The sequence below is a fragment of the Actinomadura vinacea genome (genome assembly GCF_039532545.1).
Lineage (GTDB): Bacteria > Actinomycetota > Actinomycetes > Streptosporangiales > Streptosporangiaceae > Spirillospora > Spirillospora vinacea.
The window spans coordinates 423,279-446,729 of the sequence record NZ_BAAARW010000016.1 but is presented as its reverse complement, the minus strand read 5'-3'; the positions used below and the strand labels follow the sequence as shown (position 1 = coordinate 446,729).

The following is a 23,451-nucleotide window of genomic DNA, read 5'->3' as shown; positions in this document are numbered from 1 at the left end:
CGTTTCGATGGCGTACGAACCGCCGTGGTCGAACCCGTAGGCGGCCGCGGTCTCACGGCCGGTGGCGAAGACGATGTGCTCGACGTTGAAGTGGAGCGCGGCCATGTAGCACAGGGCGCACGGTTCCCCGGAGGCGATCAGCGTGGACCCCGCGGTGCCGAACCGGCCGGCCTTTTTCGCTGCGTTGCGCAGGGCGACGATCTCGGCGTGCGCCGTGGCGTCGTTGGTCTCCCGCACCTGGTTGAAGCCGGTGCCCAGGACGCGGCCGTTGCGGACGACGAGGCCGGAGAAGGGAATTCCACCCTCGGTGACGTGTTCCTGACTGATCCGCACGGCGTGTCGGATGTGCGGGATGAGGTGGTCGATGGTGTCGGTCTTCATCACGTGCTCCGGTCAGACGGCCGTGAGGCGCAGCAGGACGGCGCCGCCGATGATGGCTGCGAAGGAGACCAGGCGGGCAGAGGTGATCTTCTCCTTGAAGATGACGGCGCCGAAGATCACGGTGCCGACGCCGCCGAGCCCGGTCCAGAGGGTGTAGCCGACCGAGACGTCCAGTTCGCGCAGAGCCAGGGACAGGGTGTAGATCCCGGAGGCGGCGGCCAGGAGGGTGAGCACGGACGGCCACAGGCGGGTGAAGCCCTTGGTGGCGTTGGTGCCGAGCGCGAAGATCACTTCGAAGACGATGGCGATGCCGAGGTAGACCCAGGTCATGATGATGTACTCGCTTTCTGCTGCGGGGACGGGCTGAGATCAGGGCAGGCGGGTCAGGCGACGGGCTGCGGCGTGCGGTCGGCGCCGTTCTGCTCGGCGGCGGTCTTCTTGGCGGCGATGCTGTCGGAGATGCGCAGGCCGAGGGCGCCGCCGATGATCAGGGTGAAGGCGAGCACCTTCCAGACGGTCATCGGCTCGCCGTAGATGAGCGTGCCGAACACCACGGTGCCGACCCCGCCGATGCCGGCCCACACCGTGTAGCCGACGCCCACGTCCACGGTCTTCAGCGCCTGCGAGAGGGTGAAGATGCCGGCCGCCGCGGCCGCTGCGGTGAGCAGGGACGGACCGAGCCTGGTGAAGCCGTCGGTGGCCTCGGTGGACAGCGCGAAGGTGATCTCGAACAGTGAGGAGAACAGCAGCCAGGCCCAGCCGATGCTGGCGTTGTGGCGGTTGGTGTGCTGCGGGGCGGACATACGGCCTCCCAAAAAATATGCATGTACGTGCAAGTTCTGCGAAGTCGCAAAGCTCCTGCTTTGCGGGCTCGGCACGAACAGAAGCATGCATGTACATGCATGCTGTTGTCAATCGGCGCTCGGAAGGCACGCCAGTCATGATCGATTCCCGTCCCGCCCCCGAACACCGCACGCGCCGCTGTCCGAGGGCCGCTGCGCGATCTGCTACCGCGTCAACCCAGCGGCTGGGAGTAATCGCTGCCCAAGCGTCTGGACTCGATACCCGTGTTCCACGGTCGGGCGGTCATGTCCGGTCGCGGTAGCGTTGTGGACTGATCCCGCGTTCGCGCTTGAATGCGGTGCTGAGCGCGAACGCGCTGCCATAACCAACCTGACGGGCTACGGAGTCGATCGTGGCGTCCGACTCCCTGAGAAGATCGGCGGCCAGGTCGATTCGCCACCCGGCGAGGTATGCCATTGGTGGCATACCAATGAGGTCGGTGAAGCGGCGGGCCAACGTCGCCCGGGACACCCCGGTCCGCCCCGCGAGCGCGGCCACCGTCCAGGGATGGCCCGGGTGGCCGTGTATGAGCCGCAGGGCGGTGCCGACAACGGGATCCCCGTTGGCTCGGTACCAGGCCGGCGCTTCGGCATCGGGCCGGGAGAACCATGCGCGGAGGCTTGCGACCAGCAAGAGATCCAGAAATCGATCGAGCACGAGATCCTGGCCCGGCTCGTTTCGCATGGTCTCCTCAGCGAGTAGCGACACCAGCGCCGATTCGACGTGGGCGGCCCTGGGGACCACCAGAAACGGCGGCAACGCGCCGAGCAGGTGCGTAGCGATCTCGCCCCATCCCCGGTACTTGCCGATCAGCAGCACCGACGAACCGTCCGCGCCGTCGTCTCGCATGCCGTTGACCCAGGTGCGCACACCCATGTCCGCGACCTCGGGCAGTTCCGTGCCGGCTGAGGTCGTCCGTCGGGGGCCGGGCTGAATGACCACCTGGATCGGAGTGCGGGGATCATCGGCGAAGGTGAACGCGTCCGGGCCACGCATGATCGCGATATCGTCTGCATCCAATCGCACCGCATCGCCGGTGCTGGGCACAACCCAGGGCATCCCTCGTAGGACGGCCACCACGTTGAGCGGTGCCCGGTCCCGCACCTGCACCGACCAGGGTGGGGTCTGGACGGTCCGCAGCACGAATGCGCCCCTGGCCCTGACTCCGTCCAACAAGATCGACAAAGGGTCCACCGGCGCAGTGTAAGACGCACGATTATGGACCTGCGAGGCTCGACCATGGCCCGTGGCCCCGCATGTCGATGGAATGTGGAACATGACACCGACTGCGCCGACAACTTTGGTCCTCGCGGGAACAGGCAAGACCGGAAGCCGGGTCGTGTCCGGGCTCGTAGCGCGTGACGTGCCGGTACGGGTTGGCTCACGGCGTGCCGAGCCGCCGTTCGACTGGCAGGACGACACCACGTGGGAACCTGCGCTGCGAGGCGTGGACGCGGCTTATGTGGCCTTCTATCCTGATGCGGCGTTCCCTGGCGCGGCCAGGATCGTGGGTTCCTTCGCAGACCTGGCCGTGGCTTGCGGCATCCGTCGCCTTGTCCTGCTTGCTGACCGCGGTGCTGCCGAGGCTGAGCGGTGCGAACAGGCGGTGCGGGAGTCGGGTGCGGAGTGGACTGTCGTGCGGGCGGGGTTCATCACGCAGAACTTCAGCGAGGCGTTCCTCGGAGAACAGGTCCGGGCCGGTGTGGTCGCACTTCCGGTCGGCGATGTAGCGGAACCGTTCACCGACGCGGAGGACATCGCGGATGTCGCCGTCGCGGCGCTGACCGAGGACGGTCACGCCGGCCAGATCCACGAAGTGACCGGACCACGACTGCTCACCTTCGCCGATGCCGTCGGCGAGATTGCGAGGGTGACCCGCAGGGAGGTTCGTTATCTGCCGGTCACGCCCGAGCAGTTCGTCTCATCGCTGACCGGACGAGGTGTGCCGACCGAGTACGCGGCGCAACTGGCCGGCCTGATGGTCGAGGTCTTCGACGGCCGCAGGGCCAACGTGACCGACACCGTCGAGCGCGTTCTCGGCCGACCGCCCCATGACTTCGCGGAGTATGCCCGCAGGACCGCCGCTACCGGTGTGTGGGGTGTTCGCGCTGAGTCCTCCGATGGCGCCTGACAGACCAACAGCCCAAGATCGTGATCAAGTTCAGAGACACGTCAAGGTCGGCAAGACCCTCTACTCGGTGCCGTGGCGGCGTATCGGCCCACTGATGGCGTCGCGTAACAGGGTGTCGTGAGTTCGTGGGCCGGCGGCGATGGGAGGCGGCATGGTTGCCCGACGCCTTCGGCCTGTCCAGCCGGAGGCGTCACAGCGTCAGGTCCCACACGCCGACGGCCCCGCAGCCGGTGGTGATGGCGACCGGTGATCTGCGTGGTGGCCACCGCCCAGACACCCTCAGCGTAGGTATTCGGCTCCTGGCCTCCCTTGGTCTTGTGACCTGTGATGGCCTCACCTACCCGTTGTCCGCGCGTCAGGTCCCATATGCCGATCGTTCCGTCCTGGATACCGGTCATCGCGACCATGCCATGGTCGAGCCGGGCGGTGGCGATGGAGTGGATGGGTCCGGTGTGCCCGGACATCAGTCGTCAAAGACAGGATGTTCGTCGGGCCGTGGCCGGTCAGGATCTTCCGGCCTGTTTCCAGGTCCCAGATTCTGACGGCACCGCCCCCGAAGCCGGTTCCCAGGATGAGGGCGAGGTCATGGAGATGCCCCCGGTCACCACCGATTGCTCGGTGGGCCGATGCCGAGACCGTCTTCTTCGATCCAGGCGCCCTCGTTCCAGATCTCCCCGTAGAGATCGGGGACTGGATCCTCAGGAACTCTCACGAGGCTTGGTCGCGCCCTCGTTCATGTCTTCCAGCGGTCGACGGGCCGTCTCCGGCAGGACTGTTGCGACCACGACGATGGAGGCCAGGGCGAAGGCGGCGTACAGGGCGTAGCTGCCGGGGAGGGAGAGGTCTCGCAGAGTGGGGAAGGTCAGGTTCACGACGATTCCCGCGACCCAGTTGGCGGCTGCGGCCAGCGAGGCCGCACGTGCGCGCATGAGGTTGGGGAACAGCTCGCCGATGAGTACCCAGACGACCGGCCCCCAGGTGACCGCGAAGGAGGCGACGAAGAGGTTGGCGGCGATGAGTGTGATCGCGCCCCACGGGGCGACGAATGCCACCGTGTCGCCGGACGACGTCGCCTGCGCGAAGCCGACTGCCATGGTTGCGAGGGACACCGTCATTCCGACGGAGCCGGCCAGCAGCAGCCTGCGGCGGCCCACGCGGTCGATCAGGGTGATCGCGACGATGGTGGCGACCACGTTGATCAACGAGGTGAAGGCCGAGAGCCAGAAAGCCATCTCTTCGCCGAACCCGGCCTGGGCCCACAATGACGTGGAGTAGTAGAAGATCACGTCGATGCCGACCAGGGCCTGCAGTGCTGCGATCGCGATGCCGACCCAGACGATCGGCTTCAGCCGCCATGGCCCGGCGAACAGGTGCGACCACGCGGGCCGCTTCTTGTGCAGTGCCGAGCGGATCGCCTCGACGTCGTGTTGTGCTTCGGCCGGTGTGATGTGGTGCAGTCGCTCCAGCACGCGAGCGGCAGCGGACTCTTTGTCTCGCGTCACGAGGTAGCGCGGAGACTCCGGCAGCAGGAGGCCGGCGGCGACGTAGAGAAGGGAGGGCGCCGCGGCGACGAGGAACATCCACCGCCACGCCGGCAGCCCGGATACGAGGGTGGCGTCCGCGCCGCCTGCTGCGCGCACCAGGGCGGCGTTGGCGACGAGGGCGGCGAAGATGCCGAGCACGATCGACATCTGTTGCGCTGACGCCAGGCGTCCCCGCATGCGAGCGGGTGCGATCTCGGCGATGTACAGGGGGCCGACCACGGAGGCGATGCCCACGCCGAGGCCGCCGACGAAGCGCCACAGTGCCAGGACGGTGCCCGTGTGCGCGAATCCGCTCAGGAGCGATGTGGTGACGAAGAGGAGGCCTGCCAGCATCATGAGCGGACGTCGGCCGAGCCGGTCCGCGATCGGGCCCGCGCTGAAGGCCCCCACGGCCGCGCCGAAGAGGGCGGCCGCGACGATGGTGCCGACCAGTGCGTTCCCGATGCCGAACTCGCTTTTCATGGCGTCGACGGTGCCGTTGACGACGGCGGTGTCGTAGCCGAACATGAACCCGCCCAGCGAGGCTCCGAGCGTGGCCAGGACGACCAGTGGCGACGCCGGGGTGGCGCGGGGTGTCGCTGTGCCCGGTGTCGTCGTGGTCATGGCGTCTCCTCCAGGGCACTGCAGGGGAACGCGATGGTGCTGAACAGGGCGTTCGCTGCCTGGCGCGAGTCCAGGCGGGTGTGCTGGACCACGACGGGGCGGGACGAGGTCACGACCGCGGAGAAGTCCGTCGCGACCGGTACGGGCTCGGGCTCGTCGAGTTCGTTGAGCGTCACGTGCCGCACGCGGGCGGCGGGAACCGTCACTCGGTAGGGGCCGGCGGGCGGGCGGTCGGCGAAGTACAGGACGATGGCGACGTCGGCGTCCTGGCGTCCGCTGTTGAGGATGCACACGCTTTCGTGGCTGCGGAGCGCCGGGTCGTCTCCCGTGCTGTACGGGGGGATCCACCCGTCGCCGATCGCCCAGCGTGTTGCGCCGAGCTCGCGTTCGTGTGAGGGCTGATGCTGCACGGTTTCTCCCTTGCTAGACACTGATCGAGGACTTCGCCAGGACCCCGCCGTCGCACGGAAGCAGGGATCCCGTCGTGTAGGAGGCCCGGTCGGACAGCAGCCACAGCACCGACTCGGCGATCTCCTCGGGTTGTGCCATGCGCCCGAGGGGGACTTCGCGTTCGACCTGGTCGCGCATGCGATCCACCTCCGCCGGCGGCACGTTGGCCCACATGAGGGGTGTTTCGGTCGGTCCCGGGACGATGGCGTTGACGCGGATGCCGAAAGGCGCGTAATCGACGGCGAGCGTCCGCGTCATCGAGCTGATCGCACCCTTGGATGCGCCGTACGCGGTGGCGCCTCCGGCGGCGAACCCGACCTGGGCGGCCGGGGAACCGCACAGCACGATGCTGCCGCCGCCGGGCATCATCGCCTCCAGCGCGCGCTGGACGACGAGGAAGGTGCCGGTGGCGTTGACTTCGAGCACCCGCCGCCACACCGCGGGGTCCAGCTCGTGAGCGGCGCCGCCGGTGTCGATGCCCGCAGCCGTGAACAGGCCGCGCAAAGGGGCCGCCGCGGAGTCGAGTGCGGTGAAGGTCTGCGCGACCGCGGCGGCGTCGGTGACGTCGAGGCCGTGGCCGGTGCCGTGGCCGCCGCGCTGTTCGACCTGCTCCAGCGTCTGTGCGGCGGCCGCGTGGTCGATGTCGGCTGCGTGGACGTACCAGCCGTCGCGGGCGGCGGCCAGGCTGACGGCACGTCCGATCCCGGATCCGGCCCCGGTGATGAAAAGCGCAGGCGTGGTCATCGGGTCCTCCTGGAGGATGTGCGGGCCGGGCCGGTCATGCCAGGCCCAGCAGGTGGGCGGCGTCGGTGTAGTGGGCGAGCTTGTCGTGGTCGAGGTCGATGCCCAGGCCGGGTTCGTCGGGGATGGTGAGCATGCCGTCGGCGTCGAGCCGCCAGGGGCGGGTGGTGATGTCGTCGATGTAGGGCGATCCGGTGACGTACTCGACGAGATCCGTGTCTGGCAGCGCGGACGCGAGCTGGAGGTCGGTGGCGAGGCCGACGGCGGTGTTCCAGCCGTGCGGGATCAGCTTGATGCCGTGGTCGTGCGCCGCCCAGCCGATGCGCCGCAGCTCGCTGGTGCCACCGACCTTGGTGACGTCCGGCTGGACGATATCGAGCGCGCCGGCCTCGATCCACGGGTGGAACGACTGCCGGCGGGTCAGCACTTCGCCGCCGGTGATGGCGACGGGCGCAAGCCGGCGCAACTGAGTGTAGTCATCCAGCGCGTCCGGGGGCAGCGGCTCCTCGAACCAGGCCACGTCGTGGTCGCGCAGCATGTGTGCGGTCCGCAGCGCCCACTTGTAGCCGTGGCTCCAGGCGCTGTCGCTGCCGCCGGCGTCGACCATGAGCATCGCGTCCGGGCCGACGGCTTCACGTGCGGCTGCGACGATGCGCTCGTCGAGGTGGTCATCGACGCGGCCGAACGGGCCCCAGCCGATCTTGAACGCCGTCCAGCCGTTCTCCCGGAGCCGGAGCAGGTGGTCGCGCAGGGGTTCGGGCCGGTCCATGAGCAACGACGCGTACGGGCGGACGCGCTCGCGGTAACGGCCGCCGAGGAGGCGGCCGACGGGCTGCCCGGTGGCCTTGCCGAGGATGTCCCACAGCGCGGTGTCGATGCCGCTGATGGCGTGCGTGATCGAACCGCCGCGGCCCATCCAGAAGGTGCTGCGGTGCAGCCGCTCGCTGGTGCGCTCGGGCTCCAGCGCGTGGGCTCCGATGAGCAGGGGACGCAGCGTGTCGAGCGCGGCTCGCACCAGGTTCTCGCTGGTGAAGACGCTGCCGATGCCGACCATTCCGTCCTCGGCATGGACGGTGACGAGCGTGTGCACGACGTCTTCCGGCGTCAGCTCCTCCTGCCAGCCTCCTTCGGGCGTGGCTCCGCGCAGTCCGGCGGCCCTGACGTCGATGATTTTCACGGGGTTCCTTTCATGGTGGCGTGATCTGATGTGCGGTCAGCCGCGGGGCAGGTACTGACCCGCTCGGGTGCCGAGGTGCAGGCTGTCGTGGACGACGAGCCGGCCGTTGACGACGACGTGCGGCACCCCGGATGCGTAGCGTCCGGTGTAGGCGAACGTGTCCTGGGCGCTGAGGGCCGGCAGGTCGAGCACGGCGAGATCGGCATGTGCCCCCGCCTGGATGCGGCCGCGCCCGTGCAGGGCGAAGCGGTCGGCGACCATCGAGGTCGTCTTCCGCACGGCCTCCTCGAGCGTGAGGGTGCCGGCCTGCAGCACGTGGTGGGCGATGTAGTGCGTGTGGCCGGTGAAGAACAGCGGGTGCCGGGTCCGCTCGGCGAGGGGCCCGTCGGTGCGGCTGGTGAACCCGTCGACACCGAGGCAGAACAGCGGGTGGGCGATCGCCTCGGCGACATGCTCGGGGGTGAACAGTCTCCCTATCAGCTGGACGTCCTGCATGTCCGCGCCGGCCGCCCGAAGAATGTCGAAGTACGTGTCCCAGCAGTCCTGATCGAGGCGTTCGGCAAGCTGCGGGATGGACAGACCCTCCCACTCCGGTGTCGCCGGGCTGGACGCGAGGGTGACGCGGTCCCATTGGCCCTGGTGCACGAACCGCCAGTACCGGTCGCAGTCGCCGCGCAGCCGGGAGCGGACGGCGGCGTCACCCAGCAGCCGGGCTGCCCGGTCAGGACCGTCGGCGAGCAGCCAACCCGGCAGCAGGCCGGTGGCGAAGCCGATGCCGTGCGGGTAGGGGGTCATGTCGGCGAGCACGTCCATCCCCGCATCGCGCTGGGCGGCGAGTCGGTCGGCGGCCTCGTGCCACGCGCCCGCAGGGGCACCGGTGCCGTGCCGGACGTTGAGGTGCGACAGCTGCGCACGAAGGCCGCCCTGCCGTGCGATGGCGAGGAACTCGGCTACGGCGTCGAGAAGGTGGACGTCGCGGTTGCGGATGTGGCTGGCGTAGATGCCGTCATACCGTGAGAGTGTGGCGGCGACGTCGGCGAGTTCTTCCGTGCTCGCATCACGTCCGGAGCCGTACTCCAGCCCGCTCGACATCCCAAGTGCCCCCGCGTCCATTGCCTCTTCGAGGTGTCGGGCCATCCGGGAGACGCCGTCGGCGTCCGCACCCGAACCCCGCACTTCGGCGGCCTCGCGCAGCGCCGAGTGCCCGACGAACCAGGCGAGGTTCTGCGACGTTCCCCCGCCTTGGCGGTGCACGGCCTCGAGCAGACCCGGAAAGCCGCGCCAGGTGACCTCTCCGTCGTACCCGTAGGCGCGCAGGGCCTTGCGGGCCGCCGCGACCCCCGTCGGCGACAGGGGTGCGTACGTGACCCCGCAGTTGCCGACGATTTCGGTCGTCACGCCCTGGCGGATGGTGCTCTGGGCGTCGCGGTTACCCAAGATCGACCAGTCGCTGTGGCTGTGCGGGTCGATGAAACCGGGGACGACGGTCAGGCCGGTGACATCGACGCGCCGGCCTGCCTGAGCACGCAGACCTCTTCCTACCGCGACCACGCGGCCGTCCTTGACCGCGACGTCGGCCGGCCGCGGCGGCGTTCCGGTGCCGTCGACGACCTCTCCGCCGAGCAGGACGAGGTCGACGGCGGGGGACGTGTTCGCGGGCATCAGCGGAGCTCCTGGTCGTGGTGATCGCGCAGGCGGCTGAGAAAGGCCAGCGAGACCAGCGCCCCGAAGATCAGGTAGAACGCCGGGGCGACGTCGACGCCGGTCGACGTCGCGAGGAAGGTGTTCACGAAGGGGGCGGTGCCGCCGAAGACCGCGACGCCGATGTTGTACGAGCTGGAGAACGCGGTCGAACGAACCCGGGTGGGGAACAACTCGACGAACATCGCGGCCATCGGGCCCGACACCATGGCGAACAGGACGACGAAGACGACCTGCCCGATGAGGGCACCGGCGATGGTTCCGTTGGTGACGAGCATGAAGACGGGGTAGGTGCTGAGCGCGAAGAGCGCCATCGCACCCATCATCGGCTTCTTACGGCCGACGCGATCGGACCAGGCGCCCGCGGCGATGATCAAGGGGACTTCGATCAGCAGGGCCACCACGTTGGTTGTCAGGGCGTCCGCCAGGGGAAGCGCGTCGATGCCGGTGAGGAACGCCGGGAAGCTGGTCGCTGTGTACCCGTAGAGCGTCACGCCGAAGACGGTGCCGAGTACGAGCAGCCAGTTGCGGCGCGCAGTCGTACGCCACGCGTCGTCTGCGCCCGGTGAAGGTGAGCGCGCAGGCTCGTGAAGCTCTCGGTAGGCCGGGGATTCGTCGAGTTTGAGGCGGACGAACAGCCCGATCGCAGCGACGACGCCGCCGACGAGGAACGGCACGCGCCACCCCCACGCGTCGACCGTCTGCTCAGGAACGCCACGGACAATGGCGGTGGCGACGCCCGTCCCGAGCAGGAATCCGGTGACGGTCGATGCCTGCACGATGCCTGAGTACAAACCGCGCCGACCTGTGCGGGCATACTCGATGAGGAACGTCGCCCCACCGGTCCACTCGGCGCCCACCGCCAGGCCCTGGACCATCCTCAGCGCCACGAGCAGTGCTGGTGCGAGCACGCCGACCGAGTCGTAGGTCGGGAGCAGGCCGATGAGGGCGCTGGAGGCGCCGACGATCACCATCGTCAGTGCGAGCATGCTGCGACGGCCGGCGCGGTCGCCGAGCCGACCCAGGACGATCGCGCCGAGGGGGCGGCACACGAATCCCACGGCATATGAGCCGAGGGTCACCAGGAGCGAGACCGTCGGGTCGTCCGATGGGAAGAACAGACGGCCGATGACGGAGGCCATCGCCGCGTAGACCGCGAAGTCGTACCACTCCAGCACGGTTCCCAGTACCGCGGCGCCCGTGACCTTGCCCGGTACCCGGCGCTCCGGGGCGGTGCGCTCCTGCTGCCGTGCCGATGTTCCTGGTTCCATTCCGAACCTCCTCACGCGATGACGTGGACGTTAACCAGTAGATGGCAGATGGTCAACCATCAGCCATTTGCTAAGATGCGAGCGTCCACCGAAGGAGACCTGGAAGATGTCCGTGTTGCCTGCTTCACCGCCCGAGTCGCGGCGCGACTGGATCCTGCACAACCTGCGCGAACGCATCGCCTCCGGTGACCTGGCCGCCGGCGACAGGCTCGTCGAGCGCGACATCTCCGCGACCTACGGCATCAGCCGCGGACCCGTGCGCGAGGCGATCATGATCCTCGAACAGGAGGGGCTGGTCGTCTCGCATGCCTATCGGGGGGCCGTCGTCGCCGAGATCACCCAGAAGGAGATCTCCGATATCCTCGTGCCGATCCGACTCGTCATCGAGAAGGTCGCATTCCGTGGCGCGGCCGAGACCGCGAACGACGACCTCCTCTCCGCGCTCGAGGGGATCGTGCAGAGCATGGAATCAGCGACCCAACCGCTCGACGCACAGCGGCTCGCGGATTTCGACGTCGCCTTCCACGAGACCGTGATCGCGGCCGCGCAGCACACCCAGTCGCTGCAGATCTGGCGCACGATCCAGCCCCGAGTACGGGCCTACTTCCTCCGCGACGCCCCGCACCACGACAGCCCGCACGCCGTCGTCGAGCAACATCGCACACTCCTCAACGCCCTGCGCTCCGGCGACCCGCAGCGCGCCGAGGCCGAGATCACAGAACACATCGGGACGTACCTCGACGACTGACGGGCGGATGCACCACTGCCGTGTGCCGGACCAGCACCCGCATCTGTCAGTGGCTGGATCACTGGGAACGGCCGTCCGATGGCAGCGACTGATGGCCGGAGATCATCACGCTCGATGAGCTGCGCCGGGGCGACTCTAGCGTTGCTCGCTGGCGACAACGCCGATGTCGGCCGTCCCACCCGGCTAGCAACAAAATCCCACGGCACGGGAATGTCGAGCGCCTCCGCGCGAGCACGACACCGACGCCGCAGCGATCCTCCGGCACCCGCCACATCCCTGCTGTCCGCGTCCGCAGCCTCATCCACTCGCCGGACTTAACGCAACCAATGAACTGCGGATAGTGATCGTGTCGCAGGTGTCTCAACCGCCCGGGGAATCCTCATCATTCGGCTTGGCCCTGGCGCGCGTGCTGTCGCCCCGGGTGACAAATAACCCATTCATCACCTTTTTGCTCTGGTGACATAATTGGAGTAGATGTGCGTTCCTCTGGTGTCTCTGCGGGGTGCAACTGCATCTCAGGAGGTGGAGGAGGACGCTGCTGGGAGGTCGACAGGATTCTGAGAGTCGCTCCTGGATCCCAGTAGCATTCCTGCTGATCTGCCTGATGGCGTGCACCCGGGCGGATCTGCTCGGTCGAGCTTGACCAGCCCCGAGCATGAGCACGACCAGAGCGGGCGGCCCCAGAGGCGACCTCGGTCTCCAGACACAATTCCCCGGCGACCGCGCGGCCGTACCCGGCATGCTGCCCCCACCGGTCAGCCGGCAACTGCCCTGCCTCGTTCCTGGCCGTCCCTACTGCTGCGTCGTCGGCGGGTCCATCGACTCGACCCAGACCAGCACGATGGTCACCAACGCGCTCGGCACGGCCGTCCTGACCCACTGCGATCAAGGGGTATTTCCCGTTGCCTCCACTTATGTCACGTATGTCATACGTCTTTCGTAGATTTACTTTGGAACTTCACCTGTCAGGTTTGATGGGGTAGGGGAAGGGCATCTCCTTTGTGCAAAGCGAAAAGTTTCAGAGTTGCGGCATATCTAGGCGACTGTTTGCATGCAAGAATCACCCGGGCGATAGCACTTCTCGCCTCCGAGGTGAAGGGCGGAGTCGTCTTCGCCTGCCGTGTTGCCCTCGCCTGAATCCGCCATACCCCAGCGAGTTTCCCCCTCCGCATACATCGTCACCAACATAAAGGAACTTCGCGTGCGGCCGGCGCGCCGACCGCAGAGCGTCGAGAGAAAACGACAGCACGGATAGCCCGGTCGCGGATAAATCAATCCACGCACCGTAACGGGTTGCGCCGGGTCATCACTTCACATGCTGAGCGCTCCGATGCGCGCTCAATACGGCCATACCCCACCGGAAAAGGAGAATCGCATGGCCACCATCACCTCGCTCGCCTGCGGCCCGCAGGCCACCAACCAGGGAAATACCGGGCAGACACTGCTCATCAACGGCACCGCTCTCACAGGAGCCACCGCCGCCAAGATCGGCACCAGGACGGTCTCCGTCACCGTCAACGGCGGCGGGACACAGGCGACGTGCACCGTCCCGAGCGGCTGCGGAGTCCAGAACGTCACCATCACGGCCACCAGCGGTACGAGCAACGCGCGGCCGTTCTACTACATCTCCCCTCCGAACCTCTCCGGCATCGATCCGGTCGAGGGATCGGCGGCCACCCCCGCGCCCATCGCGATCTCGGGCGACAGCCTGCTCACCACCAACCAGGTGTCGATCAACGGCGACCCGACGACGGCCCCGCCTACGGTCAGCAGTGACAACTTGGTCACGGCGACCGCCGACGTCGGCGCCATCACCCCCGTGGGGGCGAACCCCTGGTTCCAGTCCGTGGACGTCTCCGTCCGCACCGCCGGCGGCACCGCCACGCTCGCGGACGCCTTCCTCGCCTACGACACGCCGGTGGTGACCACCCTGACGCCCGACACGGGGCCCGCGGGCACCGAGGTGGTCATCGACGGCCAGGCATTCGTCAGCGACAGCATCCAGGTCACCTTCGACGGGGTCCAGGCCGACCTCACCGCCCTCTCGGACGTCCAGCTCCTCGCCACCGCCCCCACCGGCCCGACCGGCGCGGTCGACGTCGTCGTCACCACGCCCGGCGGGTCCAGCGCCGCGGTGACCTTCACCTACGTGTAGGCACCCGGCGGCGGATCCGTACGAAGTAGTAACCCGCAGAACCCGCGTCCTGGCCAGCCCGAGTCCGGCCAGGACGCGGCGGCGATGCAGAGGGCGTGGTGGTCGATGGCCCCCCCAGTGGTCAGCAATCTGAATCCGACTCAGGGTCCCGTGACGGGTGGTAACACGGTCGTCATCACGGGTATCCGTTTCTACGGGACGACGAAGGTCAGGTTCGGCGGCGCCGCCGCGGCCTTCACCGTCAACTCCAACACCCAGATCACCGCGACGGCACCTCCCGCGGCCGGACCCTCCACGGTCAATGTGACCGTCGCCGGCCCCCATGGGACCAGCCAGCAGACCGTCCCTTACACCTATTCCGGCGCGGTCGCCGGCCGGCCCGCCGTCGTCGAGGTGGCGCCCGGCGAGGGCCCCGTCCAGGGCGGCAACACCGTCACGATCACAGGCACGAACTTGGCGCAGGCCGGCTCGGTGCTCTTCGGCACGGCCGCGGCCGTGTCCTTCACGATCATCGCCGACGACCAGCTGGTGGCCACGGTGCCCGCGGGCTCGGGAAGCGTCCAGGTCACGGTCGTCTCGCCGGGGGGCACCAGCAGGACGACCCCGTGCACCCTGTACACCTACCTCGCCGTTCCGGTCGTGGCGAGCCTGACCCCGGACGAGGGACCGTCCTCGGGCGGCGCCTCGGTCGTCATCACCGGCTCCTCCCTCACCCAAGCCACCGACGTGTTCTTCGGCGCCGTTCCGGCCCCCTTCTCCGTCGTCTCCGACGAGCAGCTGGTCGCCAGAACGCCCGCCGGCTCCGGGACGGTCACCGTCACCGTGGCCAACGCCGCGGGGACAAGTTCCCCGGGCGTCCCCTACTCCTACCAGTGAGGGGTGCTGAAGCACACTCTCCCGCCGTGGGCGCGCTCGTGACCGGGTCCAGGAGATCACCGCTGGCGCGGGCCGCCTGCGAGGCGGGGGAGGTTGACGCACCGGGTACGAGCGCGTCGCCGCTGCTCACCTGGCGTCCTTGCGCGGCCCGGTCCCGGCCCCGGGCCGTGTTCAGGCCGCGCAGCCCGGGATGGTGCCCGCCGGGTGGCAATTGTCCGGTTGGTTGAGCCAGATCGTCGAGCGCGTGGCGGTGACGGTTCCGGGCGGGGAGATGTTCTCGGTGACATTGTAGATACCGCCACCTGGGAAGGCGTTGGCGGGGGAGTTGCGGTTCTGTGTGATCAGGACCTGGTCGAGCGAGGTGGCTCCGAAATTCAGGATGCCGGCTCCACCGAACGCGACGGTGTTGTATTCCATGATGGTGTCGGCGATGGTCGTTGTGGCGTTCTGTTCGGTCAATATTCCGCCACCCCCGCCGGTCGGCGAGGTGTTCGCAGTGATACGACTCCCGGTGATCTTGGCCGTGCCGGAATTGGCGATGCCACCGCCGCCGGCGGCCGTGTTGTCGCGGATGACGCTGCGGCTGATCACCGCCTCGGCGTCGGCGGAGCCGTTGGCGAGGCCGCCGCCGTCCGCGGTCGTCGCGGTATTGCCGCTCAGGGTGACGTCGGTGAGCTCGACCTTGCCCGCGTTGAGGATGCCGCCACCGGTGGCGTCCTTGCCGTTCTCGATGGAGAGGCCCGTCCCCTGGAGCCTGGCGTCGTCGCCGACATCGATGATGCGGAAGTTCGTGGGTGCGGACAGATCGCGCCTGATCTTCGTTCCCAGGCCGCCGACAAGGGCGATGTTCCCGGTGATCCGCGGCAGGCCGGAGGAGGGCACCGCGGGGGTGACGATGCGGTACGTGCAGAACCAGGAGAGCTGGAGCGTCGCGGAGTTCATGTTGTTGGCCGTATTGATGGCCGCGTTCAGAGAGGCCGTGCTGCACGGCACATTGATCACACCTCGGCGCGCCGCCGCGGGCTCCGCCGGCTGTCCGGGCGCTGCCGACGCGGGCGCGGCCAGGACCGTTGCGGCGAGCATCGCGGCAGCTCCCATACCGACGGCCGCTCCACTGGATGAACCCATCAGGTTCCTTCCGCATTAAAATATGAGAATGATCTTTGCCATACCTTTTCGGGTTGCTGGGTTGCTGATATGAGTGAAGCAGATGAGGGCCTGCCGGATGGCAATGGGAATCACATGATTTCGTATTGGTGCGGTAATATGGCCCGAGATCTCTGGCCGCGGAATCTGCCGTCCGTGTGCACGAACGCGTGAGGTTCGGGACGCAAAGGCGTTCTATTCGGCCAGGCCGCATACAATGAACCGCCTTTTCGACATTCGACGGTTTTGCGGCGTTTCCGGACGCTGTAGAACCCAGGTCGCGATCTTCAGCCGCGGATGGCGAACCCCGGCGACCGGCGGGCGAACGCGATAAGCCGCGCCCCGCGGTCCGTCAGCGGGCGCCGTAGAGGTGTTCCAGCGCGAGCTGGTCGAGGCGTTCGAACGCCATGCCGCGCTTGGCCGGCGCCTCGACGCCGGGCGTGCAGTCGCGCACGGCCTGCCGACCCTCGCCCGCGGCCTTCCAGCGCCGCGGAGTCGGTGGCTGGGTAACTGTTGCGCCTCCGAATGGTGAGACGAACATGGCCGAGCATCCTCCTCACTTTGGAAACTGACAGTGATAATCTGACTTCAGAAAGTAACTATCTGGCGTCGGGGCAGCCCATGGGAGCGGCTGCCGACGCAACGCCGAACCGATTCCAGGCCGCTAAGGCCGTATCTCGGATCCGGTGTGGACGCCCCGCACACAACTGTTTCGGCCCCCTGATCCTGTTGGACGATCAAGTTCGCAGGAGGTTCGCATGTCCAAGCGCCTGTACCGGCCACCGTGCAGATCACGGTTCGCCTCCCGATCTCTCCTTGCCCACGGCTCGGCGTTGGCGGCCCCCACCGGCCTGTTCTTCGGGGGGTCCGAAGCCACCACTCGCCGATCACGTCACCTCTCGAGGCACCCATGAAGGTGAAGCACGTCATGGGCATCGTCACGGCCGGTCTTGTCACCGATGCGCTGTGGCGGCGGAGTCGGGCCGCGCGGCTACGGTCGCTTCCGCCCTCCGCGGAGCCTCTCGACGGTACCCATCGCTTCGTCACGGCCTTCGGTGTCGAGCTTGACGGGGACACGAGAAGGGCCGCCGTCGCGTACGCCCGGAGCGAAGGTCTGGAGGTTCTCGATCTGGTGCCGCAGGGCTTGGACTCACTCCGGGCGATGGAGCTCGTCCGGCGCCTGGATCCCGCGTCGTTCCGGACAGCCCGGCTGGCACAGGGAGCAGGCGGCGGGCACGCTTTGGTGGTCTCCGAGGACGTGGCGAGACGTGCAGGGCTGGGACGTACCGATGGCCTGAGCGCCGCCGAGATGGACGAGCTCACCGCGAGGCTCAAGCGGTACGCGCCGACGGCGACCGACACCGTCGTCACAGCGTCGATCAAACCGGTCGGCTGCACCCCGGAAGATCGCCGGGCGATCCTGCGCCGGCGCTGGCTGAACGACTTGCCCACGTATCTGAGCGGCAACATCATCGGCCTCGGCGCGTTCGCGGTGGGCGCCGTCCTCAGCCGGGGATGGGGCGTCGCCTCAATCGCAGCGGTGTGCGCACAGCCGTATCTGACCACCCTGGGGACCCCGTTGCGCCCGCATGATCGGCGCCGGTTCGCCCTGTGCCGTCCGGTCACGGCACCGTACCGCTGGCTGAGCGTGGCCGCCGCGCTCGAGAAGCCCGACCTTGAGCTGCTCTGGCTGCGCGGCGAATTCGCCACCGAACTCGCCGGTGGCACGGGCCGGTTCTTCGAGCCGCACCGCGCCGACTGCCCATGGTGCGGCGGCAACCGGCTGCGACACCTGCTCACCAGCGGAGATCTGCAGCATCATCGGCCCGGTGTGTTCCGGCTGGAGCGTTGCGGCTCCTGCGGTCACATCTTCCAGAATCCGCGGCTGAGCAGCGCTGGGCTGACCTTCTATTACAAGGAGTTCTACGACGGCACTGGCGGTGCCGAGGTGGAGCGCGGCTTCCGGCTCGGCGCCCCGCACTACCGCGACCGTGCCAGGATGCTGCGCGGGCACGCGACTCCGGAGGCCTGGCTCGACGTCGGCGGCGGGCACGGGCACTTCTGCAACGCCGCGCGCGACATCTGGCCGGAAACGCGGTTCGATGCGCTCGACATGAGCAGCAGCGTCGAAGAGGCCGAACGCCAGGGCTGGATCGACCGCGGCCATCGCGGATTGTTCCCATCGCTGGCCGACGAGCTCGCCGGGGCCTACGACGTTGTGAGCATGCACCACTACCTCGAGCACACCGTCGACCCGTACGCGGAGCTGGACGCGGCGGCCAAGGTGCTGCCGGTCGGCGGGCACCTGCTCATCGAGGTCCCGGACCCGGAGTGGCCGATCGGCCGCATCGCCAGGCGCTGGTGGCACTGCTGGTTCCAGCCGCAGCATCTGCACCTCATCCCGGTGCGCAATCTCGTCGAGGCTCTCGCGGACAGGGGACTGGAGACGGTCGAGGTCCATCGCGGCAAGGCTCATCAACCGCTCGACCTCACCATGATCGTCATGCTCATGGTGCACCGTCTGGTGCCCGACCCGAACAAGCCGTGGCGCTTCGAGCCCCATCGCCGGATACGGCTGGCCGCGCGGGCGGCCGCGTTCCTCGCCGGCATACCTCTGATCATGACCGCCGCGATGATCGATCAGCTGATCTACCCCGTCATCCGGATGAGCCGCCGGTCCAATGCCTACCGGGTGCTCGCCCGCAAGCAGCGATGACATCACCCGGACGGCGACCCGGTGCACCTGCCGTGTCGCTCGGCGGTGGAGATGGACACCGGCATGACCTGGACCGCCTGGGAGCGGTCCTGAGACCGGCGAGACGGTCCCCGAAATCGCGGGCCACGCCCGGTTCCGGGAGATGATCCGTGGCCGATACGACGGCAGGAGGAGATGTGGCCGGCCGACGGGTTGTGATCCTGGCCGCCGGGTCGCGTGGTGACGTACAGCCTTGTGTCGCCCTTGGCCGGGGACTCGCCGCACGCGGCTCCAGCGTGCGTGTCGCGGGCATCGGCGACTACGAGAGGCTGGTCACCGACGCCGGGCTGGAGTTCGGACGGCTGCACGGCAGCCTGAGCGACCTGATGGCAGGGGAGGAGATGCGGAGATGGCTGGACGGGGGCCAGAACCCGGTGAAATTCGCCCTGAACCTGAAACGGCTGCTGGCATCACTGGCCGCGCCGCTGCTGCGCGACGTCGCGGCGGCATGCCGGGACGCCGACCTGATCCTGTATCCGACCATCGGATTCCTGGGCGAGCACATGGGCGAGCGCCTCGGCATCCCCCGCGCACTGATCCATTTCCAGCCCAACCAACCCACCCGGGCATTCCCTCATCCCCTCATCCCCCAGGCCCACCTCCTCGGCCCGCTCGGGAACGAATGGAGTTTCCGCGCGTTCGACCAGATCGCCTGGCAGGCATTGCGGCCGATCCTCAACCCGTGGCGGCAGCAGTCGCTGGGGCTGCCGGGAATGCCGCTGCGAGGCCCGATGACGCGGCTCCGCCAGGCGCGGCAGCCGGTTCTGTGCTGCGTCAGCCCGGCCGTGGTGCCGCGTCCGGCTGACTGGCCGCCGTACGTCCACCTGACCGGCTACTGGTTCCTCGATCCGGCACCGAACTGGACACCGGACCCCCGGCTCGCCGACTTCGTCTCCGCCGGACCCCCGCCGGTCTACGTCGGGTTCGGCAGCATGGTGCCGCGCGACCCTGCCGATACCCAGCGGATAGTACGGGCGGCGCTGCGGCAGGCAGGAGTACGCGGTGTCCTGCTCGCCGCACCACCGCACGAACCGCCCGTGGACGACGACGTCTTCGTCGTGGACGACGTACCGCACACGTGGCTGTTCCCGCGGATGGCCGCCGTCGTCCACCATGGCGGCGCGGGCACCACCGCCGCCGGGCTGCGAGCCGGCGCGCCGACCGTGGTCTGCCCCTTCTTCGGCGACCAGGCGTACTGGGGGAGAAGGGTCGCCGCGCTCGGGGCGGGACCGAGGCCGCTGCCGATCCGCCGGCTCACCGTCTCCGGGCTCGCCGCCGCGATCCGCCAGGCCGTCGGCGATCCCCGCATACGGCGACGAGCGGCCGAACTGGGGCGCCGGATCTCCGCCGAGAACGGCGTCTCCAACGCCTGCGCGGCCTTGGACGGGACGACGCGTCGGCCGGAAGGGGCCTGACGGCGCGGCTGCGGCTTGCGAGGATGAGGGGACCCCTCACCGCCGCGTTCCGCCGGTCAGGCAGAGCTTCCCGTTTTCGCGGCGCCGATCGCGCTCATCAGCGACGGCCAGACCGCGTCCAGCTCACGGCGCCAGTAGGGCCACGAGTGGCTTCCCGGACCGTACAGGCGAGCGGTGACGGGTATGCCGAGCTCGCGCAACCGGTTCCGGAACTCGATGTTGGTCGTTCCGGTCGGAGCTTCGATGAGACCGCCCACGACCGTGCTCTCGTCGTCGAGCGGACCGGGCAGCCCGTTCGTGCCGGAGGCGATGAACAGACCGGTCCCGCGCAGCCGGGGTGCCAGTGCGAGCGGGTCGTGCGCTCGCCAGTTCGCGTCGTCGACCCCGGGAATTCCCCAGATCCGGAACGGGTCCAACGCGTTCAGCAGGTTGGTGACCGTCAGGAGGCGCGGAATGCCCGGCGAGAGCAGTGACAGGATCCCGCTCATCGAGGCCGCGTAGCGGAAGGCCCCGGGGTGGCGCGCGGCGTAGGCGATGCAGCCTTGGCCGCCCGAGGAGTTGCCCATGCAGGCGCGGACCTCACCCGCGCGGTAATTACGCTCGACGAGCTGCCGGACCTCGGACATATGGAACTGCTCCCATCGCGGGGTTCCGCGCTTTCCGTAGTTCCACCAGTCGGCGTACCCTCCATTGTCGGCCTCGGGCATGACGACCATGACGTCGTAAGTGTTCGCGATCGTTTTGATCTGGCTGCTGCGGGTCCACGAGACATAGGTGTCACGCCCGCCATGGAAGGCGAACAAGACCGGCCAGGTCCGCGCCGACCGCGAGCTCCATCCCCTTGGTACCAGTACCCGCACTTTCTGATCGGAGCCGATCGCCGGGGAAGCGACGGTGAAGTCGAATGTGGACGTGTCCAGCCATTCCTGTGAGACGATCCGTGCGCCGTTGTCCGCGGTGCGGAGCCCGTGCGGGGCCGCCACGGCACGGGCGGGCGCCGCTGTGCCGAGTATCACCGCGGTGGCCGCGATCGTACCCAGTCCTCGCAGGTGAAGAGGGGTTCTTCTCGACGTCATGCGCGATTCCTTCACTCTTCTTTCGCTGGCACCCGACCCCGGGTAATCGTATCGGTCCGCCGGTCGTCGTCTAGGCGAATCCATCCCCTTTAAGAGTGATGACGGTTCCGTCGAAATTGGCGCACCATGTCCGATTCGACATTACGGAAGCTTCACCATAAGCTGCGAAATTTGTCGCTATGACCGTACCGGACTTTGTATCTAAATAGCGATGAAATGGCCATTCATTCTAATATGGATTTCCTAATCACTTAAGTCGCCACACTCTTGGCGCTATTTGTCCGGAAATATGTGCTATTGATCGTGATAGTGGAAGCTGGGTGGGGGTCGTGAGTTGTATCGTTCGAGTCAGGCTCACGGGTCTTAACCTGTAAAGGTCACACATAAATGCGATTAGCGATCACGGCGATACTTGGTGTGGTGATCGTGAACGCGGACACACGGGCGGGTTCATGGCACTGGGAGATCATGGGGCGCGGTTCGCCGATGTCGAGCCTCTTGCCGACTCGGTGGCGAGGTGGGCCGAGGAGAGACCGGACACGCCGGCGTACACGTTCGTGGACTATGGCACCGACCGTGCCGGCCGCAAGACCACGTTGAGCTGGGCGGACGTTCACCGGCTCGCGTGCGCGACGGCTGCGCGGCTGCGGCGGTCGGCCGCGCCCGGTGAACGGGTGGTGCTGCTGCTGCCGCAAGGCCTGGAATACCTGACCACCATGCTCGGCGCGATGTACGCGCGGCTCATCGCGGTTCCGCTGTTCTCCCCGGATCTGCCCGGTCAGGCCGATCGGCTCGTCCGGGCGTACGCCGACGCGGGCGCGGCAGTGGCCGTCACCACCTCCAGCCGCCTGCTCGACGTCCGGGCGTTCTTCGGTGATCACGGCCTGCCGCGCCCGCGCGATCTCGTCACGGCCGACACGATCGAGCCGGCGGAGTGGAACTGCGAACCGGGTCCGCTCGATGACACCGCCTACCTCCAGTACACCTCGGGCTCGACGCGGGAGCCGGCCGGGGTCGAGGTCAGCCATCGCAACGTCGCGGTGAACGCGCGCCAGTTGTGGGCCCATTTCGGGGTCGATGGCGGGCCGCGCGGCGGGCAGCGCCGGGTCGTGCTCGTGAGCTGGTTGCCGCTCTTTCACGACATGGGGTTCATCACGACGCTGGCGGCGCCGATCACGCATGGCGCCCACGCCGAGTTCACCGAGCCGATGGCGTTCATCCGGAACCCGGCGCGGTGGCTCAAGTTGGCCTCTGACCACCGGGACGCCGAGGTCCTGACGGTCGCCCCGAATTTCGCCTACGAATACTGCCTCTCCCGTGCTCAGGCCGAAGAGGGCCTCGACCTGCGGAGTCTGCGCTGGTGCCTCAACGGGGCCGAGCCGGTCCGGCGGCGCACCCTGGATCGTTTCACCGCCGCATTCGGCCCGAAAGGGCTGCCGTCGGCCGCGTTGTCGCCCTGCTACGGACTCGCCGAGGCGACCGTGTTCGTGACCGCCGTCCCCGGTGACAGCCCGCCGCGGTACCTCACCGTCGATCCCGAAGCCCTGGCGACAGGCGTCGTGCGCCTGTGTTCCGCTGACGCCGAACGTCCCGCCTGCCTGGTCTCCTGCGGCACGCCGACGGGACAGCATGTCGCGATCGTCGACCCCGAGACCCACCGGGAACTACCCGATGATCGTGTCGGGGAGATCTGGGTGCACGGCCCGAACGTCGCGCGCGGGTACTGGCGCAAACCGGCGCACACCAGGGAGATCTTCGCGGCCCGCCTCCAGAGTCCGGCCGACGGCGTCCCCGCGGGGCCATGGTTGCGCACCGGAGATCTAGGGGTGATCCACGAGGGCGAACTGTACGTGGCCGGCCGGCTGAAAGACCTCATCATCGTGGACGGCCGCAATCACTTCCCGCAGGACATCGAGGCGACCGTGCAGGGGGTGCATCAGGCTGTACGCCCCGACCATGTGGCGGCGTTCGCGATCGAGGGGGAGACGGCGGAACGTCTGGTCGTGGTGGCCGAGCGTTCCCCGCGCATTCCGCGCGGCGCACTCGACCTGGAGGAGATCCACCGGGCCGTCCGCAACGCGATCGGCGTCGTCCATCAGCTGGCAGTGCACGACTTCGTGTTCGTACGCCCCGGGGGCGTGCCTCGGACCTCCAGTGGCAAGGTCGCCAGAACCGCGTGCAAGCAGCGTTACCTCAACGGTGAGCTGCCCGTGATCCAGGCAGGCGGATCCCATGGTGGACCTACTGAGGAGTAGCGGCCTTGTGTTCCCGAGGACCCGTTACTACTACCTGAAGGCAATTGACTGCATATTGTAACTATGTTGCACTTAAAGTGAGAAGTTAGCTACGAAGAGTGTCTGGTCTATGGGACCGCGCCCGATGCCCCCTTCATTTCTGGCACGTGACGGCGTCCAAGGCCAAGGCAAGTCTCCGCGGCG

General features: G+C 68.1%; 19 protein-coding genes and 1 pseudogene. 8 read left to right on the top strand and 12 right to left on the bottom strand.

Annotated features, from left to right (window positions below):
* Positions 1-63 precede the first annotated feature (63 nt).
* From ABD340_RS23360 to ABD340_RS23345, 4 genes and pseudogenes are all read right to left on the bottom strand, one after another.
* Positions 64-381, bottom strand: a pseudogene (locus ABD340_RS23360) (nucleoside deaminase); the annotation flags it as partial.
* 12 nt (positions 382-393) lie between these two features.
* Complete coding sequence (locus tag ABD340_RS23355) at positions 394-711, bottom strand: DMT family transporter (protein ID WP_344591583.1); 318 nt, start codon at positions 709-711, stop codon at positions 394-396.
* Positions 712-764: 53 nt separating this feature from the next.
* A complete protein-coding gene (locus tag ABD340_RS23350; RefSeq protein WP_344591582.1) occupies positions 765-1,184 on the bottom strand; it encodes a DMT family transporter in 420 nt (139 codons plus the stop codon).
* Between the two features lie 283 nt (positions 1,185-1,467).
* Complete coding sequence (locus tag ABD340_RS23345; RefSeq protein WP_344591581.1) at positions 1,468-2,418, bottom strand: AraC family transcriptional regulator; 951 nt, start codon at positions 2,416-2,418, stop codon at positions 1,468-1,470.
* Between the two features lie 82 nt (positions 2,419-2,500).
* Here ABD340_RS23345 and ABD340_RS23340 point away from each other — a divergent pair, with 82 nt between their 5' ends.
* The gene (locus tag ABD340_RS23340) at positions 2,501-3,355 is read left to right on the top strand and encodes an NmrA family NAD(P)-binding protein (RefSeq protein WP_344591580.1); all 855 of its coding nucleotides are present in this window, start codon (positions 2,501-2,503) and stop codon (positions 3,353-3,355) included.
* A gap of 698 nt (positions 3,356-4,053) precedes the next feature.
* Here ABD340_RS23340 and ABD340_RS23335 read toward each other — a convergent pair.
* The 6 genes from ABD340_RS23335 to ABD340_RS23310 are packed head-to-tail and all read right to left on the bottom strand — an operon-like array spanning position 4,054 to position 10,842.
* The gene (locus ABD340_RS23335; protein ID WP_344591579.1) at positions 4,054-5,502 is read right to left on the bottom strand and encodes a sugar porter family MFS transporter; all 1,449 of its coding nucleotides are present in this window, start codon (positions 5,500-5,502) and stop codon (positions 4,054-4,056) included.
* The gene (locus tag ABD340_RS23330; protein WP_344591578.1) at positions 5,499-5,912 is read right to left on the bottom strand and encodes a sensory rhodopsin transducer; all 414 of its coding nucleotides are present in this window, start codon (positions 5,910-5,912) and stop codon (positions 5,499-5,501) included. Before ABD340_RS23330 ends, ABD340_RS23335 begins: the two co-directional genes overlap by 4 nt.
* Before the next feature lie 13 nt (positions 5,913-5,925).
* Entirely contained in the window at positions 5,926-6,696 is a 771-nt protein-coding gene (locus ABD340_RS23325; RefSeq protein ID WP_344591577.1) for an SDR family NAD(P)-dependent oxidoreductase, read from the bottom strand.
* Positions 6,697-6,730: 34 nt separating this feature from the next.
* Complete coding sequence (locus tag ABD340_RS23320) at positions 6,731-7,870, bottom strand: mandelate racemase/muconate lactonizing enzyme family protein (protein ID WP_344591576.1); 1,140 nt, start codon at positions 7,868-7,870, stop codon at positions 6,731-6,733.
* 36 nt (positions 7,871-7,906) lie between these two features.
* The gene (locus ABD340_RS23315) at positions 7,907-9,532 is read right to left on the bottom strand and encodes an N-acyl-D-amino-acid deacylase family protein (protein WP_344591575.1); all 1,626 of its coding nucleotides are present in this window, start codon (positions 9,530-9,532) and stop codon (positions 7,907-7,909) included.
* On the bottom strand, positions 9,532-10,842 hold the full coding sequence (locus ABD340_RS23310) for an MFS transporter (protein WP_344591574.1): 1,311 nt from the start codon (positions 10,840-10,842) through the stop codon (positions 9,532-9,534). The genes ABD340_RS23315 and ABD340_RS23310 overlap by 1 nt, the downstream gene beginning before the upstream one ends.
* 106 nt (positions 10,843-10,948) lie before the next feature.
* Here ABD340_RS23310 and ABD340_RS23305 point away from each other — a divergent pair, with 106 nt between their 5' ends.
* The 4 genes from ABD340_RS23305 to ABD340_RS23290 all read left to right on the top strand — a co-directional run bounded on the left by ABD340_RS23305 (position 10,949) and on the right by ABD340_RS23290 (position 14,621).
* Positions 10,949-11,590 (top strand): GntR family transcriptional regulator, encoded by a 642-nt coding sequence (locus tag ABD340_RS23305; RefSeq protein WP_344591573.1) that lies wholly within the window; start codon positions 10,949-10,951, stop codon positions 11,588-11,590.
* A gap of 655 nt (positions 11,591-12,245) precedes the next feature.
* Positions 12,246-12,533 (top strand): hypothetical protein, encoded by a 288-nt coding sequence (locus ABD340_RS23300; protein WP_344591572.1) that lies wholly within the window; start codon positions 12,246-12,248, stop codon positions 12,531-12,533.
* Between the two features lie 432 nt (positions 12,534-12,965).
* Positions 12,966-13,745: an IPT/TIG domain-containing protein gene (locus ABD340_RS23295; RefSeq protein WP_344591570.1), complete on the top strand. Its 780-nt coding sequence runs from the start codon at positions 12,966-12,968 to the stop codon at positions 13,743-13,745.
* A gap of 84 nt (positions 13,746-13,829) precedes the next feature.
* Complete coding sequence (locus ABD340_RS23290) at positions 13,830-14,621, top strand: IPT/TIG domain-containing protein (RefSeq protein WP_344591569.1); 792 nt, start codon at positions 13,830-13,832, stop codon at positions 14,619-14,621.
* Between the two features lie 171 nt (positions 14,622-14,792).
* Here the strand turns inward: ABD340_RS23290 and ABD340_RS23285 are convergent, their stop codons facing one another.
* Positions 14,793-15,704: a right-handed parallel beta-helix repeat-containing protein gene (locus tag ABD340_RS23285; protein WP_344591568.1), complete on the bottom strand. Its 912-nt coding sequence runs from the start codon at positions 15,702-15,704 to the stop codon at positions 14,793-14,795.
* An 847-nt stretch (positions 15,705-16,551) separates the two neighbouring features.
* Between ABD340_RS23285 and ABD340_RS23280 the strand changes: the two genes are divergently transcribed.
* Both ABD340_RS23280 and ABD340_RS23275 read left to right on the top strand, forming a co-directional pair.
* Positions 16,552-18,483: a class I SAM-dependent methyltransferase gene (locus tag ABD340_RS23280; RefSeq protein ID WP_344591567.1), complete on the top strand. Its 1,932-nt coding sequence runs from the start codon at positions 16,552-16,554 to the stop codon at positions 18,481-18,483.
* Between the two features lie 149 nt (positions 18,484-18,632).
* A complete protein-coding gene (locus ABD340_RS23275; RefSeq protein ID WP_344591566.1) occupies positions 18,633-19,937 on the top strand; it encodes a glycosyltransferase in 1,305 nt (434 codons plus the stop codon).
* Between the two features lie 56 nt (positions 19,938-19,993).
* On the opposite strand, the gene ABD340_RS23270 is transcribed toward ABD340_RS23275, so the two are convergent.
* Positions 19,994-21,028: an alpha/beta hydrolase gene (locus tag ABD340_RS23270; RefSeq protein WP_344591564.1), complete on the bottom strand. Its 1,035-nt coding sequence runs from the start codon at positions 21,026-21,028 to the stop codon at positions 19,994-19,996.
* A 437-nt stretch (positions 21,029-21,465) separates the two neighbouring features.
* Here ABD340_RS23270 and ABD340_RS23265 point away from each other — a divergent pair, with 437 nt between their 5' ends.
* Positions 21,466-23,268: a fatty acyl-AMP ligase gene (locus ABD340_RS23265; protein ID WP_344591562.1), complete on the top strand. Its 1,803-nt coding sequence runs from the start codon at positions 21,466-21,468 to the stop codon at positions 23,266-23,268.
* Positions 23,269-23,451: the final 183 nt, after the last annotated feature.